The sequence below is a fragment of the Palleniella intestinalis genome, assembly GCF_013166595.1.
Taxonomy (GTDB): Bacteria; Bacteroidota; Bacteroidia; order Bacteroidales; family Bacteroidaceae; genus Prevotella; species Prevotella intestinalis.
Window position 1 is genome coordinate 209,269 of the sequence record NZ_JABKKG010000001.1, and the last position, 19,758, is coordinate 229,026.

Sequence of the window (19,758 nt, forward strand, 5' to 3'; positions counted from 1 at the left end):
GTTTCGACTAAGTAAAATATCAACCGAAAAGAATGTGCCATTTACGGAACTTGCACACGCATTCTTCACCAAATTTCATCAGAGAGCGCTCAACATGTTCATAAGTTTTTCTCCTATCAGGATGTGTCTTTGAGAAGAACTTATCGGCATAACAGATAAGCTGCTCTTCCAATGTTTCCGGAACCAAATCCACAGGTGGCAATGGCAGGTTTCTGCTCATTATTTGCTCTTTTGTCAATCCTGTGCCTGTATGTCTTTCACACACACGAGCAAATGGTTCCACCTCTTTTGAAGAGATTCCGGATTCTTCTCTCAGCATCCTTGCGCCAATAGTACCATGACATATATAAGGCTCTGTACCGAAACACTCTATACCTTCTGCATCACAGCGTATTATGCCAATGTCATGAAGCATTGCTGCAGCATACACAAATTGTCTGTCTGCCTTTATTTCCGGGTGTCTGTCAAGGATGTTCATCGCATAGTCTGCAACATTTTTGCTATGCACATAAAATATATCCCGAAGTTTGGAACCCTTGGGATAATAGCTATTTATTATCTTATAATAATCCAACATAAACAATCATTTGCCAAATAATTATGACTACAAAAACTGCGAAAAAAATACTATACATGAGACTACCTCCGACATTGTCAGTAATCCCATGTAATAATTCCACATACCATTCTTGGCATATAGAAAAAACGTATCATTTCATGACTTTCTTCTCTATAACCTTGGCAGCTTTTTGTGCATTAGCGTTTGCTGCCATAGCATTCGCTTTACGATGGAAAGCCATTCGCTGCCCGCTGTTGTTCAGAAGCACAAGCGAATCATTTGTCATAAAGACAAAGTCAAGTGTGTCGTACACCTCTGTTGGTTCTGCATCTTTATTTTTTGATGCATCACCTTCAGAGTTCTTCACACCTGCCATTCCTTTTGGTGAACTAATCAGAATCAGGCGTCCGTTGCGGCATTTCCAGCCGGTGTAATGTTTGACTTCCGGATACTCAACGGGACTGTCATCCTCAAGACTTGAATGTTGCATGACATACCCCACAGGAGAAGCAACACTTGAACGTTTCAGGGAGAATCCGTATTCCCTTGGCACAAGATATGCTTCTTTCAGTGAATCCGGTATCTCGTTCAGTTTCCTGCGTAATGCACGGCGAGACATGTGTGCAGCATCTTTCCAAGTTGGGCGGACCTCAAAAGTCCATGTGCCTTTCAATTGGTCAAGGTCTACAACCATGGTTGCTTCTGTGCTGTCTTCCGGATTTATCATCAGGCCAACCCAGTCACCAATCTGTGGCTGCCCTATGATTTTTCCAGCCCGTTTTGCTGTCTCGATATTGTAAATTATCGGATCTACCCCACTTTCAAATGGCAGGAACACTATGACAGAATCATTAGTCCCGTCGCAGGAGAGACCATAGATCATGGAGTCCCTCTCTTCTGCGACGGTCGGTTTGTCTGCCTCAGAGGACTTGTTATGATTGCACGAGCATACACTCGTCAATGCGAATATCCCAAGGCTAAATAAGATTTTTCTCATCAAGAACTTTCTTGTCCACAATTACTTGTTCACCTGGAACTTTGTACAACCGTCTGCAAAATATGCATTGATTTGCTTAGCGGCTGCGATACCGGCATTTGTGTTCGCTTCGGCAGTCTGTGCACCCATTTTTTTTGGTGTAGAGAAATAGCGTCCCTCAAACTTAGCGAAATCAGCATCTGCATCAGGCTTGATATCAGTAATATATTTCAAATCTTCACGGCAAGCCATCAAACGGAGAAGTCCGGCTTCGTCGATAACTTCCTTACGTGCAGTATTGATAAGTATTGCACCTTTCTTCATAGTGCTGCACAAATCGTAATTGATAGACAGCTTTGTCTCTGCTGTTGCAGGGATATGGAGAGATACGATGTCTGCCTCCTTGAACAGTTCTTCCTGTGACGCACATGCCTTAACGCCTGCAGCTTCAATGGCTTCCGCAGGACAGAAAGCGTCATACGCAATCACATTCATACCGAATCCTTTTGCTATACGCGCCACATTACGACCGACATTTCCGAAAGCGAGAATGCCGATTGTCTTGCCCATAAGTTCAGAACCGGCCTTGCCATTATAGAAATTGCGCACTGTGAAGACAAGAAGTCCAAGCACGAGTTCTGCCACAGCATTAGCATTCTGTCCCGGAGTATTCTCCACAACAATATTATGTGCTGTTGCAGCTGCCAGGTCAACATTGTCATAACCGGCACCGGCACGAACCACAATCTTCAGATTCTTGGCTGCGTCCATAACCTCACCGTCGATTTTGTCAGAGCGTATGATTATAGCATCAACATCTGCAACTGCTTCTAGGAGCTGTGCTTTCTCTGTGTATTTCTCAAGAAGTACAAGCTCGTTGCCTGCACCTTCAATAACATCTCTTATACCAGCAACCGCAGTGGCGGCGAATGGCTTTTCTGTTGCAATTAAAACCTTTGCCATAGGAATATGATTAAAATATATGTTAAATAATATTGTCCTGAATATTCCGGGTAGGACACCAGAGTATTCAGGACATAAGGATATCCATCAATTAATGATTAGCCTCAAACTCTTTCATGCAAGCCACAAGAGCCTCGCAGCCCTCTATGCTCATGGCATTGTAGCAAGAAGCGCGGAACCCTCCGACATCGCGGTGTCCCTTGACACCCACCATGCCCTTGGCTGTGGCAAACGCCATAAACTCCTCCTGAAGGTCTTGATACTCAGGTTTCAGGACGAATGTAATATTCATCAAAGAACGGCTGTCTTCCTCTGCTGTACCAACAAAAAGTTTGTTACGATCTATCTCTCCATAGACAATCTTTGCACGCTCTTCTGCGAGCTTCTCCATTGCCTTCACGCCACCCTGCGCCTTGATGTAGCGGAGATTCAAGAGTGCAGAATATATAGGCACGACAGGAGGGGTGTTGAACATTGACCCCTTCTTCACGTGTGTGCGGTAGTCAAGCATTGTAGGAATCTGGCGTGACACCTTTCCGAGTGTGTCTTCCTTCACAATTACAAATGTCACACCCGCCATGGCAAGGTTTTTCTGTGCGCCACCATAGATGAGTGCATACTTGCTCACATCAACAGGGCGCGAGAATATGTCTGAAGACATGTCGGCAATCAGAGGAACAGGAGAATCAATGTCCTTGCGCAGCTCTGTGCCGTAAATAGTATTGTTGGAAGTGATGTGCAGATAGTCTGCATCTGTAGGAATCTCAAAGTTCTTTGGGATATATGTGAAGTTCTTGTCTGCCGAACTTGCAACCTCAACGACTTCACCAAAGAGTTTTGCCTCTTTCATGGCTTTGCTTGCCCATACACCTGTGTTGAGATAAGCAGCCTTCTTCTCAAGATAGTTGTAAGGAATCATACAGAACTCCAGTGAAGCGCCACCACCAAGGAACAGCACCTTGTACCCTTCAGGAATATCGAGGAGCTCCTTGAAAAGAGCTTCAGCCTCGTCTACTACCGGTTGGAAATTCTTAGCACGGTGGCTGATTGTCATAAGTGAAAGTCCTGAGTTTTCAAAGTCAAGACAAGCTGCCGCAGTCTGCTCAATAACCTCACGTGGAAGAATTGAAGGACCAGCATTAAAGTTGTACTTCTTCATATTAGATGAGTTTATATGGGTTTGTAATCCTTTTTTGTATTTATTTCGTTACAAAATTACAACTTTTTGTCGATATAGACAAATATTCTGTACACATTATTGCAAACATGTGCATATTATTGTCACTTTTCTTTGTTTATTTCCGTACTTCTCGCCAAGTTGTCAATCTCTTCAAACTTTTCTCCCATGTTCAGGTTAAAGTAGATTGTGTAAAGGAGCGGAATCCATCTGTCCTGCTGCTTTGGCCTGAGACGCCGGAATTTCTCTACATACGGCAATGCCTGCTTGTAATATGAATTGACTTCCTCACGCTTCACTTTGGACTCCTTGCCTTGCTTATTCCTTAAAAGAGCTTTATTGAAATAAGAAGAGCCAACATTGAAATATGCTTCAGCAATCTTGTCGTTGCTATGGAGAATGGAGTCACCCAAAACCACACAGTCGTCATATTCACCCTTATTCAATTGCAATGTGTTTTTGGCAAGACGGTAAAACAAGTTTCCCGGCTCTATCTCCAATGCTTTCTCCACAATGGTTTGCACAGTGTCCAACTGATTGACGGATGCGTAATAGTCTACCAAACGAGGAAAGAAGAATGTATTTTCAGAGTGGTCATTGAATCCTTTTTTCAGATACTCAACAGCCTGGTTCATATCATTCTGTTCCAAATAACACTTATAAAGTATTATCAATGTCAGTGGCGCCTTCTCTTTGTACGCTAACGCTTTCTCTTCATATTTTTCTATATTTGGGTAGTTTTTTCCCTTGTAGGCACAATAAATGGCAAGATATGCAGCTTTTGATGCCACCGTATCGGTATTAGCAAAATCAAAAGCACAGAACAGAGGCTGCCTATGGCAGTCAAGATATGTGTCAAGACATTTGTATGCTTCATTGTATTTCTTGCCTGAAAGATAGTATTGTGCACCCTTCATCAGGTTCTTACGGAACTGATTCAGGTATTCCGAATTCTTCTTACGCAGGCGCAACTGCACCCTGCCCTTCTTGTCAGGCATGGCGTCAATGGAGTCCAAGGATTCGAAAGTGTCAATCATATTGCATAAAGACAAGAACATTGCTGATGTGTCTTTCAACTGTTTCAAATAAAGACTTTCATTAAAGTTCTCGTATTTCTTTTTGACAATATCGGCCAAAAGAATATAGTTGGCAAGCCTGTCCTTTTCCTTCTGTTCGGGCATTGCCACGACTTTCCTCATCAATTTTTCAGCATTGTCAAGGTTCTTGTTTGCCTTTAGGCTTGTCCGCGCCTCTATTATATCGGCTTTTTGGGCAAAGCAACCAATACTAATTGTTATCCCGAATAATAATGTCATTATCTTGTTTGCCATATTCCGTGCTGTCTTTGATTTATAATGCAAAATTATATCATTTTTCCCGAATAGCCAAAACTAATCCGTTTATTTAACACAAAGCAAGGAAACCAAGGCAAATATATGCCAAAAGGCGAGACTGCGACTTTACTGTGCAATGTATCGTCTTCAATAAAAATATCTCCAAGAGGCATCATATATTTATGCTTCTTGGAGATATAAATTAGTATATGTGACAAGTACAGTATTTACATTGTCACAAATGCCTTACTTGATGTTCTCAAGGATATAGTTCACACGCTCCAATGGGAATGACCAGTTAACCTGAGTCTTATCAGGATCAGCTGCCTTAACTTCCTCGAAAACAGTCTTCGCATTGTTGAGGTCAGCAATGACGCCGTCCTTCACCTCTGGCTTGAGATTGCCACGTGCGTCAGTGTTTGCGTCAATGACACCGGCAGCCTTGGTGAGGTAACAGATGCCGACATTCAGCTTTGCTGCAAGGAAATCAGGCTTTGCTGCAAGAGCCTTCTTGTAAGCGGCGATAGCCTCGTCGAACTTGTTCTCAGCCTGCGCGTTCTGACCCACATAAGCATTAGCCATGGCATCATTTGGATTCTTTGCAAGGCGTGCATCAAGAACCTTTTTTGCACCGGCCTTGTCACCAGACTCGTCATAGAGTGCCACCAACTTGCCGAAGATGCCCTCATTCTCAGGGAAAGTCTTAGAAAGTGCCTCTACTTCCTTGATATACTTGAGTGTATCAATCTGAGCAGCCTTAGCCTGCTCCTCAAGTGCACCGAGCTTAACAGTGATTACGTCATTGAGAATCTCCTTGTCGCCAGACTTGAAAGCATAGTCTGCATAATCAGAGCATTTCTTGCCGTCCTTGTTGAAATATGCCGCAAGTGCTGCATAGTAGCAAATCTGACCATAGTTTGTCTCTGCGGAGAAATCCGTCTTTGCGAAGAGTGAATTCTGGCGTGCCTCGGCAAACATACCGAAATATTTCTCTGCAGACGCATAGTCCTTTGAGTTATACGCATCAAGACCAGCATTGATAAGGTTGTTGCGCATAGGAAGGATACGTCCGGCATTCTTTGACATGAACTTTGGCTTCACCTGTCCCTTCTCATTAGGCTGGTTGTCAGCCTCATTGCAGAGCAGAGCAGCCTCGACAGCATTATAGGATGCCTTCGCTTTCTCTATATTCAGTTTGTTCATCTCGTCAGTGTTCTGTGCGAGCTGCGCCTTCACTGCACCCTCCTCAGCCTTTGTGCTCTCAGTGATGGCGAGGTCAACAAGCTTGTTGTAGGCCTTAGCCTTCTCAACGTTCGTCATTGTTGCGGCAACGGTCTTGAGCAGTCCGTTTGCCTCACTGTAGTTTGAAGCAGACATAACCTTCTTGAGACCGTCAGGATTCTGCGCATTTGCTGCGAGTGACATCATCACTGTGGCAGCCATCAACATAATTTTCTTCATAGTTGAATGTTTTAAGTTAATTATTTTATTCTGTTTCTTGTTGCTCTGAAGATTCGTCCTTAGTCACATCCTCTTGGTTCAATTGCTCTACAGATGCTTGTCCAAGAACCTTGCAGACAGAAGCAATGACATCGTTCTTCTTTTCAAGGTTTATCAGGCGCACACCCTGCGTCACACGTCCCTGAAGACGACATTCCTGAACATACAGACGGATAGTGATGCCTGATTTGTTGATAATCATAAGGTCATTCTCGTCCTTCACATTCTTTATGGCAACGAGCTTGCCTGTCTTCTGTGTGATGTCAAGTGTCTTCACACCCTTGCCGCCACGTGCCGTGATACGGTAGATGTGGTCAACACCATCTTCTGCCTCAGGATTCTCCATATCAATAGGAGTACGCTTGCCATAGCCTTTCTCTGATACAACAAGGATAGATTCTTCAAGAGGATTGTTCACAACAACCATTCCTACCACCTCGTCATCATCACCATCAAGGCGCATACCACGCACACCCGTAGATACACGTCCCATTGTACGGATGTCATTCTCATCAAAACGGCATGCGCGACCGTTGCGTGATGCTATGATTAGTTCATTCTTTCCGTTTGTAAGACGAACGTCAACCAAGTCATCACCTTCTATGAGGTTGATAGCTATCACACCGTTTGCACGTGGGCGAGAGTACTGCTCAAGGCATGTCTTCTTCACTGTGCCGTTCTTTGTACAGAACACAACATAGTGGTTGCGCACAAATTCCTCATCATTCAGACCACGGAGGCGGAGGATTGACTGTACAGAATCATCAGCGTCAATATTAAGCATATTCTGTATGGCACGTCCCTTTGAATCCTTGCCACCCTCCGGAAGTTCGTAGCACTTGAGCCAATAGCAGCGTCCCTTCTTTGTAAAGAACAGCATCGTGTTGTGGAGTGTCGCAGGATAGATTGACTCTGTGAAATCCTGATTGCGGTGTGACGCACCTTTTGATCCGACACCGCCACGTGCCTGCTCACGGAACTCAGACAGCGGAGTGCGCTTGATGTATCCGAGATGTGATACAGTGACAACCACAGGGTCGTTTGGATAGAAATCCTCCGGATTGAACTCCTCTGAAGAGTACTTTATCTCAGTACGGCGCTCATCACCATACTTTTCCTTGACTTCCTGAAGTTCATCTTTCATGACCTTCTTGCAAAGTTCCGGATTGTCAAGAACGGACTGCAAGTAGTCGATGGTCTTCATCAGTTCGTCATACTCATTATGCAACTGGTCCATTCTCAGACCTGTGAGCTGTGACAGTCGCATGTCAACGACATATCTTGCCTGCACCTCATCAAACTGGAAACGATCCATAAGATTCTGCACCGCAACAGCCGGAGTCTTTGAACCGCGGATTATGCGCACGACCTCGTCAATGTTATCACAAGCAATGATGAGAGCTTCGAGGAGATGCGCACGTTCCTGTGCCTTTTTGAGGTCATATTTTGTACGGCGTATTGTCACGTCATGACGATGCTCCACGAAATATTTAACACACTCCTTCAGTGTCAGAAGGCGCGGACGTCCTTTAACGAGAGCAATGTTATTAACTGAGAAAGAGCTCTGTAGCGCTGTCATCTTAAACAGCTTGTTCAGTATGACATTTGCATTTGCATCCCTCTTGCAATCAACAACAATGCGCATTCCCTGACGACCTGTCTCGTCATTAACGTTTGAGATGCCGTCAATCTTTCCCTCCTTGACAAGTTCTGCAATGTATTCTATCAGTTGTGCCTTATTGACACCGTAAGGAATTTCTGTTATTACAATCTTGTCATGCTGCTCGTCACTCTCTATCTCGGCCTTTGCACGCATTATGATGCGTCCTCGACCTGTTTCATATGCGTCCTTCACGCCTTGGATGCCATAGATGTATGCACCTGTCGGGAAATCAGGAGCCTTGATGTGCTGCATCAAACCGTCCGTGTCTATCTCAGGATTGTCGATGTATGCACAGCAGCCATCAATCACCTCACCGAGATTATGTGTCGGCATGTTTGTAGCCATACCGACAGCAATACCGTTACCTCCGTTGACAAGGAGATTTGGCACTTTTGTAGGCATGACAGTTGGTTCCTGAAGAGAGTCGTCGAAGTTGTTCATCATGTCGACAGTATCCTTCTCCAAGTCATCCATGATGTGCTCGCCCATCTTTGAAAGACGACATTCGGTGTATCGCATTGCAGCCGCAGAGTCTCCGTCAATAGAGCCGAAGTTTCCCTGACCGTCAACAAGAGTATAGCGCATGTTCCAATCCTGGGCCAAGCGCACCAATGCACCGTAAACGGAGCTGTCACCATGAGGGTGGTACTTACCAAGCACCTCACCGACAATACGTGCACATTTCTTATATGGCTGATTGCTTACATTGTTAATGCCCATCATACCATACAGGATGCGGCGGTGGACAGGCTTGAAGCCGTCCCGCACATCAGGAAGGGCACGTGCAACAATGACGGACATTGAGTAGTCAATGTAACTTGACTTCATTTCCTGCTCAATGTCTATCTGAAGAATTCTGTCATTATCAACAGTCTGTGTTATATCCATTTTAGCGTATTTAGTAGTTCTTTTTCGTTCTAACGATTTTTGCCTGCAAATATTAATTTACAAATTTAGCTCTTTTTTCAGACATAGAACTCGTCAGAACGAAAAAAAATGCGTTTTTTAGGCTTTTTTACCAAAACACGATGATGTATTCTTCTTGCCAATCAGTTTATGCGAGCAAAATATGTTTCCTATAATTCATAGAACATGGAATATCTCGCCAATAATAAAAACCTGTCCATTGGGCAGCCTGTAACCCTAAATGGGTATTTTCCTGCAAATTGACACATAAAGGAATATTTTGCAAAACCAAAACCTTAACAAGCGTTAAGAAATCGTTTATATGACAAAAGGTAATACTTGACTGTGCAAAGTGTTACCTTTCACCAAGCCAAGTATTACCTTTCGCCGTACAAAACATTACCTTTCATAATGTCATTCTGAGCTGTTTGTTTTTATGCAGGTCTGACTTTTGAAATTCAAGGTTATTGAACTGTTTTACAATATTTGTGTCATTTGAACGCCAATTGTTCAAGACGACCTTTTAATCGTTCTGCCTCCGACTTACGGATCGCCAGTGTGATAGTACATGTGTTATCAAATTGCTGTTCTACAATGCGAGGTTGCAGGTCTTTCACTACTTTCATCACATCATTCATCATTGGATAAGCGAAAGAAAACTCTATCTTTTCTTCTATAATGCGTTCTTCTATTCCCGAATTGTTTATGCAGTCAAGTGCAGCCTCACGATATGCAACAATCAGTCCTGATGTACCAAGGTTTACTCCGCCATAGTACCTTACAACAACAATCAGAGTGTCGGTAAGTTCCGCCTTGACAAGTTGTCCGTAGATAGGTTTGCCGGCTGTTGAGGACGGTTCTCCATCGTCATTCATCCGAAAAGAGACACCATCACCAACACCTTCAACACCAATTATATATGAATAGCAGACATGACGCGCGTCATAGTACTTTTTTTTGTAAGACGAGATGATTTCCTTCACCTGCGCTTCTGTCTCTACATGATGAGAGAAGGCGAGGAACTTACTCCTTTTCTCGGAATAGAATCCCTCGCCTCCCTTGCCTATTGTCTTGAAACTGTCTTCCATTAAGATAATTTATGAATAACCAATCCGGAACGTAGCTTTGGCTCAAACCAAGTTGCCTTTGGCGGCATGATGTTGCCAGAATCCGCTATATCCATTATCTGCTTCATGGATACCGGATACAATGCGAGGGCTGCACGCATCTCACCACTATCGACACGACGCTTCAGTTCTCCCAAACCACGTAGTCCGCCGACAAAATCAATGCGCTGTGAGGAGCGGAGGTCACCCATGTTGAGGATGTCTTGAAGGATAAGGCGTGAGGATATGTCAACATCAAGCACTCCGATAGGATCATTCTCATCGAATGTGCCGGGGTTCGCATTCAAAGAATACCATTCACCATCAAGATAGAGTGAGAACTCATGTGGTTTCTGCGGACGATATTCTTCCGTGCCTTTTTTCTCTACGGTGAAATTCCGTGCCAGTTTCTCAAGGAACTGCTCACTTGTGTTGCCATTCAAATCTTTTACAACACGATTATAGTCAAGCACTGTCAGTTGGGAAGCTTGGAACGCCACTGCCATGAAGTAGTTATACTCCTCGTCACCTCTATGTGAAGGATTGTTCTTTGCCTTCTCTGTGCCGACAAGCGCAGCGGCAGCAGAGCGGTGATGGCCGTCAGCAATGTAGAGTGCAGGCATCTTGGCAAATTCTTCAGTAATAGTCTTTATATCATTATCATCAGACACAATCCACAGTTTATGCCCAAAACCGTCTATAGGGGCAACAAAGTCGTATTCTGGCGCTGTTTTGGCATATTTCATTATGAGTGCGTCAAGGACCTCATTGTCCGGATATGCAAAGAACACCGGCTCAATGTTCGCATTGTTGACACGGACATGCTTCATGCGGTCTTCTTCCTTGTCACGACGTGTAAGTTCATGCTTCTTGATTATACCGCTTTCATAATCCCCGGAATAGGCACCGACAACCAGACCATACTGGGTCTTCTCCTTGCCACCATTGGCAGGAAGGCATGATGTCTGTGCATATATGTAATATTGCTCTTTATCATCCTGCACAAGCCACCCCTTATCCTGGAACATCTGAAACTGGCGGGCTGCCTCGTCATAAACCTTCGGGTCATATTCACTTGTTCCAGGCTCGAAATTGATTTCCGGCTTAATGATATGGTACAACGATTTCTCATTGTCCCCTGCTTCTATACGCGCTTCCTCAGAGTCAAGTACGTCATAAGGGCGTGATTCCACTTGTTCGACAAGTTCCTTCGGTGGGCGAATCCCCTTGAATGGTTTAACTGTTGCCATAATTCGATGTGTTTTTAGTATTAATTTTATTTGTTACTCCACTGTATATGTATACTTTACTCAAATACGTCCTCAACAGAGACACCGCTTTCAATACTGTCCTTGTAACAAGAATCATAGCCTGCCGGTATGTCAAATTTCGCATCCGGGTCATAGCCAAGAGTCTTATCGCGGTACACTTTTTTCATATAATATCCCCAGATAGGCAATGCCATTGCCGCACCTTGCCCAAGACTCATGGAATTGAAATGAATGTCGCGGTCTTCACCACCAACCCAGCATCCGCTGACAAGATCAGGAGTTATTCCCATAAACCATGCGTCAGAGTTTCTGTTGGTCGTTCCGGTCTTTGCACCTATATCCCCATGCAAGTCAAACATATAGCGGAGGCGTGAAGCTGTACCACCATTGGCAACGGCACGAAGCATATCTATCATTTTATTACATCCTTCCTGTGACAAGACCTCTATCATACGAGGCTGGAACTCTGCCAGAACATTGCCGCTGTTATCTTCTATGCGTGTCACGAACAATGGTGCACAACGTATGCCATTATTTGCAAAAGCAGTGTAGGCACTGACCATTTCGCCAACACTAACCTCACACGGCCCGAGACAAAGAGCCATTGAAGGATGGATATCGGGACTGTCTATGCCATATTTCTGCAGCAATGCCACGAACTGTTGCGGATTAAGTCTTGACATCAAATATGCGGAAATCCAGTTGTTGGACTGCTGCAGTCCCCATTTCAGTGTGACCATATCACCATACCTTGAGCGCGAGCCGTTGCGTGGTGTCCACGGCCTGCCAGCCACCATGTATGTCTGCTGCACATTCGGTGCCTCATCACAAGGAGTGTAGCCGTTTTCCATGGCAAGGGAATATAAGAACGGCTTGATTGTGGATCCCACCTGACGACGTCCAAGCATGACCATATCATATTGGAAATGTGAGTAATCCAATCCTCCGACATAAGCCTTTACAGCACCAGTATGTGGATCTATACTCATAAATCCTGCCCTAAGGAATGACTTGTAGTAGCGGATAGAGTCCATAGGTGTCATTATCGTGTCAATGTCACCATGGTATGTGAAGATGTTCATCTCCGTCTTCTTATAAAAAGAGCTCTTGATTTCTTCATCACTGTATCCGGCTTCATGCATTACACGCCACCTCTCGCTCTGCCTCATGGCACGTGCGAAAATATCTGCAATCTGCTTTTTTGTCAAATCTTCCGTATATGGGAAATTTGGTTTCGTGGTCTTTCCTTTATTGAATTTCGGCTGAAGATACTTTGCAACATGGTAATACACAGACTCTTCAGCATACTTCTGCATGCGTGAGTTGATGCTTGTGCGGATTTTCAATCCGTCCGTATATATATTATAAGGAGTGCCGTCTTTCTTGGTGTTTTTGTTGCACCAGCCATAGAGAGGGTCATTTTCCCATGCAATAGAGTCCACATAGTACTGTGTGCCTGCCCATGAAGGATAATCTTGTCGGTAAGGTTTTGTGGCAGTCATATACTTACGCAAGAATTCACGGAAATATGTAGCACTGCCATCCTTATGGTCTATCGTCCTGAAATGCAGTTGCAATGGCTCTGCCACAAGACTGTCATGTTCAGCCTGTGATATATAATTAGCCTTTAGCATCTGTCCAATAACAACATTACGTCGGCTCTCCGACCGTTCGCCATAGCGTACAGGGTTAAAATATGAAGGATTCTTGCAAAGGCCGACAAGTGTTGCTGCCTCACAAGCATTAAGGTCCTTTGGCTCTTTGCTGAAATAAGTATTGGCAGCCATTTTGATTCCTACAGCATTATGCAGGAAATCAAAATAGTTGAGATACATTGCGATAATCTCCTCCTTTGTATAATATCGCTCCAATTTCAATGCAATGACCCATTCGATAGGTTTTTGCATGATACGCTCGAACTTGGACTCAGCATGGTCACTGTACAGCTGTTTCGCAAGCTGCTGGGTGATAGTTGAGCCTCCACCGGCACTTGTCTGTCCAAGCAATCCACGCTTGATGACTGCTCTGCCGATAGCCCAAAAGTCTATACCGGAGTGTTCGTAGAAGCGAATATCCTCGGTAGCTATCAAAGCCTGTACCACATGTGGGGAAATACTGTCATAAGGTACACGGATACGATTGTTCTTGTTATGGTTCCATGTGCCTATGACTTTTCCGTCAGAAGAGTATATCTGTGTGGCATACTTGTCAATGGGGTTCTGCAAGTCCTCAACCGGAGGCATATAGCCTATCCAGCCATTCCAAATGGCAGCACCAATCGATATGGACAATACCATACTAAGCAAAAGCAAAGCCCACAGGGTATGTATGAATGTACGTCTCATTAATTATCAAAGATAAATATTTTTGCAAAAATACAATAATATTTTGACATTTGGGAGAAATTTCGGGAAAAAATGCTTAACTTTGCATCAAATCGTCAAAAAGGCATATTTTTCAATAATGAAAGAACAAGATTTTGTCACTATTGCCGACTTGTCAAAAGAAGAGATAATGTATCTTCTGGAAATGGCAAAGGAGTTTGAGCTACATCCTAATCGTGAGATTCTTAAAGGCCGAGTTGTCGCAACTCTTTTCTTTGAGCCTTCCACACGCACACGATTGAGTTTTGAAACCGCCGCAAACCGTCTTGGGGCACGCGTCATCGGCTTTTCCGACGCGAAAGTTACCAGTGCGACAAAAGGCGAGACACTTAAGGACACTATCCTTATGGTCTCGAACTATGCCGATGTCATCGTTATGCGCCATCATATAGAAGGTGCCGCACAGTATGCTTCGGAGATTGCACCTGTACCTATTGTCAACGCCGGCGACGGAGCGCACATGCACCCATCCCAGTGTCTTCTTGATCTTTATTCCATATACAAGACACAAGGGACATTGGACAACCTGAACATCTATCTTGTAGGTGACCTGAAATATGGACGCACGGTGCATAGTCTGATAACCGCAATGCGGCATTTCAATCCAACATTCCACTTTGTAGCTCCGAAAGAGCTTGCCATGCCTGATGAATACAAGACTTATTGTAAAGACCATGGCATCACATTTGAAGAACATACAGATTTCAACGAAGATGTCATAAAAGATGCAGACATTCTTTACATGACACGTGTACAGAAGGAGCGTTTCTCCGACCTCATGGAATATGAACGTGTCAAGAACGTCTATATATTGAAGCGCGATATGCTATGCAAGGCAAAGGAAAACATGCGTATACTCCACCCATTGCCACGTGTCAATGAGATTGCATACGATGTTGACGATGACCCACACGCATACTATATACAGCAGGCAGGTAACGGATTGTTTGCACGTGAGGCTATATTCTGCCATACTTTGGGAATAACGCTTGAGGATGTGCGCAACGACAAGACAATCATATAACAGCGCAATCCCTTGCATGCCATAATTCATCCACAAGTTATACCGTAGACACCTGATGCAGATGGGCATGGCAGGGATGCAACATTTCAAACACAATAAACAGTACGATATGTCCAAGAAAGAACGTATTGTGGCGGCAATCGAGAACGGTACCGTCATTGACCATATCCCGGCAGAAAAGACTTATGAGGTGGCAAACCTTCTGAAAATATCAGAGATTGACACACCTGTTACCATAGGATCCAACTATATTTCCAAGAAACTCGGCAAAAAAGGTATCATAAAAGTAGAGGACAAATATTTCAGCGACGCAGAAATATCACAGCTTTCTGTTGTGGCTCATCGTGTGGTACTGAACATAATCCATGATTATGAGGTGGTGGAGAAAAAGACAGTTACCCTACCCGACAGACTGCTCGGAATCGTAAAATGCAACAATCCGAAATGCATTACAAACAATGAACCCATGTCAACATATTTCACCGTAGTAGACAAACTTTCTCCACATCCGGAACTGCGCTGCCGTTACTGTGACAAAGTGCAGGACATAGACAAGGTGGAACTTTGCAAATAGTTCCTACATATATTATTCCGGCAAACATGCACAATCATTAACCCAAACATAGGTAAAAGACGACAATGGTAAAAGATCAAGTAATCTTCGATTTAATCGACCAGGAGCACCAGCGCCAACATAAAGGCATGGAGCTCATCGCAAGTGAGAACTTTGTTAGTGACCAGGTAATGCAGGCTATGGGCTCCTGCCTTACAAACAAGTATGCAGAAGGCTACCCGGGCAAACGCTATTATGGCGGATGCCAAGTAGTGGATAAAGTGGAACAACTTGCAATAGACCGTGTATGCGAACTGTTCGGAGCAGAATACGCCAATGTACAGCCTCACTCCGGCGCACAGGCAAATGCTGCCGTATTCCTTGCTGTCCTGAAACCTGGAGACTGTTTCATGGGCATGGATCTTGACCATGGTGGCCACCTCTCACACGGTTCTCTTGTGAATACCTCCGGTATACTTTACCGCCCTATTGGCTATAAACTCAACCAAGAGACCGGACGTGTCGACTATGACAACATGGAAAAGCTCGCTATCGAAAATAAGCCAAAGCTCATTGTCGGTGGTGGCTCGGCTTATTCACGTGAGTGGGACTACAAGCGCATGCGCGAGATTGCTGACAAGGTTGGTGCACTGCTCATGATTGATATGGCACACCCTGCCGGCCTTATTGCTGCAGGCATACTTGACAATCCTGTGAAATATGCGCATATCGTTACATCCACAACTCACAAAACTTTGCGTGGTCCTCGTGGTGGTATCATCCTTATGGGTAAGGATTTTGATAATCCTTGGGGCTATACAACACCAAAGGGTGTGGTAAAGAAAATGTCACAACTTCTTAATTTAGCTGTGTTCCCAGGACAACAGGGCGGTCCGTTGGAGCATGTCATTGCTGCCAAGGCTGTTGCATTCGGAGAAGCTCTCCAGCCGGAATTCAAGGAGTGGGCAAAGCAGGTGCAGAAGAACGCTCAGGTGCTTGCCGACGAACTGATGAAGCGTGGATTCACAATCGTTTCCGGTGGAACAGACAACCACTCTATGCTTGTTGACTTCCGCTCCAAATACCCTGAACTGACAGGTAAGGTTGCTGAGAATGCTCTCGTTGCAGCTGACATCACTGTTAACAAGAATATGGTTCCATTCGACACACGTTCTGCATTCCAGACATCAGGAATCCGTCTTGGCACTCCTGCAATGACAACACGTGGTGCAAAAGAGGATATGATGGTTCTTATCGCAGAACTTATTGAAACTGTACTCAACGACCCTGAGAATCCAGAGGTTATCGCTGCTGTACGCAAGCGTGTCAACGATGTAATGGCGGATTATCCAATGTTTGCGTGGTAAAAGACCTATATCGCTTATAATGAGCGGTCCATGCACAAACATTAGACATTCACATGATATAATACAAATTTAATAGGGGAATGACAAAGTCATGTCATTCCCTTATTCATATATCATACAAAATAGATTTCGGATCTTTATATTTTTCATTAAGAAACATCTGACATACAAAACAGACAAACTCCGTCAGCTCATTCGTTTAAGAAATATCTCATGGTCAATGCAGTCTGGCAACTCATCTTTATAGTGTGTTACCATAATTAATGTTTTACCAGGACGCCGACAGAAAACATTGATGATGTCTTTCACCATACGCCGATTATATAAATCAAGACCATGCAATGGCTCGTCAAGAATAAGCAGTACCGGATCTTTGACAAATGCACGGGCAAGGAGTACAAGACGCTGTTCACCACTCGAAAGTTTAAGGAATGTCCTTTCTGCAACATGCTCCACACCAAAGATTCTCATCCAGAAAAGGCATTGCTCTATTTGGTGTGCTTTCGGTGCTCGGTACAATCCATTCATATCAGACATTCCCGACGCAACAATATGCAGACATGGAAGGTCACGTTGGAATGCACGATGCATTTCGGGTGATATGTATCCGATATGCTTCTTTATGTCCCATATAGACTCACCTTTTCCACGCTGATGTCCGAAAAGCACAATCTCATTGGCATAAGCCTGAGGATTGTCGGCACAGACTATAGAAAGAAGTGTTGACTTGCCAGCACCATTTTCACCAGACAGTGCCCAATGCTCACCAAGCTTCACAGAAAGTGAAAGGTCTTTCAGTATTGTGCGTGAACCATAACGGATATTTACATTATGGAAATCAACAATACTTTCTGCATCAATGCAAGTGTCCGGCAATGATTTTATCTGCTGCTCCCGCCATTCATCAAGAACATGTTCAGGAACAGGACTGACATTTTCCTTATATTGTGCGAGAGACTTTTTCTCACCAACAACCATATCCCTTACCTCAACTACATGAGTAATGAAATCCGGAATGTCATCACTTTTCGACTGAACAAGAATGATGCTCACTGTTGTTTCTGAGGCAAGTACTCTCAGGAAATCATGAAGCTGTTGGCGCGCAGTAACATCCAACCCAATAAATGGATTGTCCATAATAAGCACACGAGGGTTTGTCAAAAGAGTCTTGGTCAGTTGAAATTTCCTCAACTCTCCACTTGACAACAAGATGACATGCTTGTCAAGGAGGGTTTCAAGATTGAACATGTCATACAGACGCTTACGCACTTTCTCAAGTTCATTGTGCATGGCTCTACGGTCAGCTTCTTCCTCTGCAAGCCTTTGCCTTTCCTGCTCAAGAGTCTCATCCCTGACAACAAACTTATCAACGACTGTCTTGCGCACAAGTCCCTCCTCTGCTATGCGGAAAGCCTCGTCAAGAAGGTTGGAAACAAGAGGAGACTCTTCAATGTCATTCTGGTTCCAGCGTTGTTGATAATAGTATGTGCCATCCGCGGTGCCATAAGAATCGCGGAAAGTCATGTACTTTATGTTATCGGAAACCATTTTAGCCTTGCGTGGAGCGAAGTCATAATGCACCGGATTCATTGGCTGCAATGCATGTGCCCCAGTGATAATATCGACAAGCATGGACTTTCCACCGCCATTAGGTCCGACAATAGCGATATGTTCTCCCTGACAGAGAGTAAAATCTACAGGTTTAGCCATTCTCCATTGCGGCATACGGCACACCCCATTCTCTATATCTATTATTTTTTGCATCTATAAGAATTCTTCGTGACAAAATCCTTCCATGAACCATAATGCTTTGCTCCGGTCTCCGGTTTGCCCATTTGGATGAAATGGCAATATGCTGCAGCAAGCGCATCGGTAGCATCCATGAACTTTGGCATATCATCCTTGTTTATGTTAAGCATTCTTTGCAACATGCCTGCAACTTGTTCCTTTGAAGCTCCCCCATTGCCAGTTAAAGCCATTTTTATCTTCAGAGGAGCATATTCATGGATAGGTATATCACGCTGTATAGCAGCAGCTATCGCCACTCCCTGTGCTCTGCCGAGTTTCAACATCGACTGTACATTCTGCCCATAGAATGGAGCCTCTATGGCAAGTTCATCAGGCAGATACTCTTCTATGACTCCTGTCACACGTTTGAAGATATACCCCAATTTGAGATACGGGTCACTCATTTTCCTCATGTCAATCACGCCCATACTTACCATTGCAGCCTTGTTGCCGACAACTTTCAGTACACCATATCCCATAACATTCGTGCCTGGATCAATACCCAAGATTATCTTTTCAGGTGGATTCATCAAATGACTTTCTTATTATCGATCCAAATAGGGATTGTGGGCAACCTCATATCCCATATTTGTCTGTGGCCCATGCCCTGGATAGACAGTAATGCAGTCAGGCAATTGGCACAGATAACGAAGGGAATTTATTATCATGAACATAGAGCCTCCCGGGAAATCTGTCCTGCCAATTGACAAACGGAACAGGGTATCTCCAGAAAAAAGCACACCTTCTTCCTCACAATAGTAGCATACGCCTCCCATAGAATGCCCAGGAGTAGCAATGACTTTCATTGTATGCGACCCGAAACTAATCTCGTCATTACCATTAAGGAATTGACCTATCTGTGGAACAAAACCGACAACAATTCCACACATGGCTTCTGCCTGCTCCTTTATCTCACGTATTACGCGTTCATCGCCACGATGAATTTCAAGTTTCAGTCCGAACTCTTTGTATACGGCATCTATGCCAAGGTTATGATCAAAATGCCCATGTGTTGCAACGAGGTGCTTAGGCTTTAACCCTTCGGACTTTATGTAGTCTATTATCTCATTCTGCTCTTCAGGTGTAAATGCACCACAGTCAATGATGACACATTCTTTTGTATCATCGCTGACAACATAACAGTTCTCATGCAGTGGATTAACCTCAAATGTCTTTATATTCAGCAT

16 protein-coding genes are annotated in these 19,758 nt (G+C 44.2%); 3 read left to right on the plus strand and 13 right to left on the minus strand.

Going from position 1 to position 19,758, the window contains the following annotated elements:
- Positions 1 to 19 precede the first annotated feature (19 nt).
- The 10 genes from HPS57_RS00935 to HPS57_RS00980 all read right to left on the minus strand — a co-directional run bounded on the left by HPS57_RS00935 (position 20) and on the right by HPS57_RS00980 (position 13,800).
- A complete protein-coding gene (locus HPS57_RS00935; RefSeq protein WP_172179835.1) occupies positions 20 to 574 on the minus strand; it encodes an HD domain-containing protein in 555 nt (184 codons plus the stop codon).
- A gap of 136 nt (positions 575 to 710) precedes the next feature.
- Positions 711 to 1,556 carry a lipocalin-like domain-containing protein gene (locus HPS57_RS00940; protein ID WP_172179295.1) on the minus strand — a complete coding sequence of 282 codons (846 nt, stop codon included), beginning with the start codon at positions 1,554 to 1,556 and terminating at the stop codon, positions 711 to 713.
- 21 nt (positions 1,557 to 1,577) lie between these two features.
- Entirely contained in the window at positions 1,578 to 2,498 is a 921-nt protein-coding gene (locus HPS57_RS00945; RefSeq protein WP_172179297.1) for an NAD(P)-dependent oxidoreductase, read from the minus strand.
- 91 nt (positions 2,499 to 2,589) lie between these two features.
- Entirely contained in the window at positions 2,590 to 3,657 is a 1,068-nt protein-coding gene (gene serC / locus HPS57_RS00950) for a 3-phosphoserine/phosphohydroxythreonine transaminase (protein WP_172179299.1), read from the minus strand.
- Between the two features lie 122 nt (positions 3,658 to 3,779).
- On the minus strand, positions 3,780 to 4,991 hold the full coding sequence (locus HPS57_RS00955; protein WP_172179301.1) for a tetratricopeptide repeat protein: 1,212 nt from the start codon (positions 4,989 to 4,991) through the stop codon (positions 3,780 to 3,782).
- A 264-nt stretch (positions 4,992 to 5,255) separates the two neighbouring features.
- Positions 5,256 to 6,470, minus strand: a complete 1,215-nt coding sequence (locus HPS57_RS00960) for a tetratricopeptide repeat protein (protein ID WP_172179303.1) — start codon at positions 6,468 to 6,470, stop codon at positions 5,256 to 5,258.
- A gap of 25 nt (positions 6,471 to 6,495) precedes the next feature.
- Positions 6,496 to 9,060, minus strand: a complete 2,565-nt coding sequence (gyrA, locus tag HPS57_RS00965; protein WP_172179305.1) for a DNA gyrase subunit A — start codon at positions 9,058 to 9,060, stop codon at positions 6,496 to 6,498.
- Between the two features lie 509 nt (positions 9,061 to 9,569).
- A complete protein-coding gene (locus HPS57_RS00970) occupies positions 9,570 to 10,166 on the minus strand; it encodes an IMPACT family protein (RefSeq protein WP_172179307.1) in 597 nt (198 codons plus the stop codon).
- Positions 10,166 to 11,434, minus strand: coding sequence for a DUF1015 domain-containing protein (locus HPS57_RS00975; protein WP_172179309.1), 1,269 nt, complete (start codon positions 11,432 to 11,434; stop codon positions 10,166 to 10,168). Before HPS57_RS00975 ends, HPS57_RS00970 begins: the two co-directional genes overlap by 1 nt.
- Positions 11,435 to 11,490: 56 nt before the next feature.
- Positions 11,491 to 13,800, minus strand: coding sequence for a transglycosylase domain-containing protein (locus HPS57_RS00980; RefSeq protein WP_172179311.1), 2,310 nt, complete (start codon positions 13,798 to 13,800; stop codon positions 11,491 to 11,493).
- A gap of 118 nt (positions 13,801 to 13,918) precedes the next feature.
- Here HPS57_RS00980 and pyrB point away from each other — a divergent pair, with 118 nt between their 5' ends.
- The 3 genes from pyrB (at position 13,919) to glyA (ending at position 16,783) form a co-directional block, all read left to right on the plus strand.
- The gene (gene pyrB / locus HPS57_RS00985) at positions 13,919 to 14,863 is read left to right on the plus strand and encodes an aspartate carbamoyltransferase (protein WP_172179313.1); all 945 of its coding nucleotides are present in this window, start codon (positions 13,919 to 13,921) and stop codon (positions 14,861 to 14,863) included.
- 109 nt (positions 14,864 to 14,972) lie between these two features.
- Positions 14,973 to 15,437 (plus strand): aspartate carbamoyltransferase regulatory subunit, encoded by a 465-nt coding sequence (locus HPS57_RS00990; RefSeq protein ID WP_135938703.1) that lies wholly within the window; start codon positions 14,973 to 14,975, stop codon positions 15,435 to 15,437.
- A gap of 65 nt (positions 15,438 to 15,502) precedes the next feature.
- Positions 15,503 to 16,783, plus strand: coding sequence for a serine hydroxymethyltransferase (gene glyA, locus HPS57_RS00995; protein ID WP_172179315.1), 1,281 nt, complete (start codon positions 15,503 to 15,505; stop codon positions 16,781 to 16,783).
- Between the two features lie 186 nt (positions 16,784 to 16,969).
- Here glyA and HPS57_RS01000 read toward each other — a convergent pair whose 3' ends face one another.
- The 3 genes from HPS57_RS01000 to HPS57_RS01010 are packed head-to-tail and all read right to left on the minus strand — an operon-like array spanning position 16,970 to position 19,758.
- Positions 16,970 to 18,547, minus strand: a complete 1,578-nt coding sequence (locus tag HPS57_RS01000; RefSeq protein ID WP_172179317.1) for an ATP-binding cassette domain-containing protein — start codon at positions 18,545 to 18,547, stop codon at positions 16,970 to 16,972.
- On the minus strand, positions 18,535 to 19,101 hold the full coding sequence (ruvC, locus tag HPS57_RS01005; protein ID WP_172179319.1) for a crossover junction endodeoxyribonuclease RuvC: 567 nt from the start codon (positions 19,099 to 19,101) through the stop codon (positions 18,535 to 18,537). The genes HPS57_RS01000 and ruvC overlap by 13 nt, the downstream gene beginning before the upstream one ends.
- A gap of 15 nt (positions 19,102 to 19,116) precedes the next feature.
- Complete coding sequence (locus HPS57_RS01010; RefSeq protein WP_172179321.1) at positions 19,117 to 19,758, minus strand: MBL fold metallo-hydrolase; 642 nt, start codon at positions 19,756 to 19,758, stop codon at positions 19,117 to 19,119.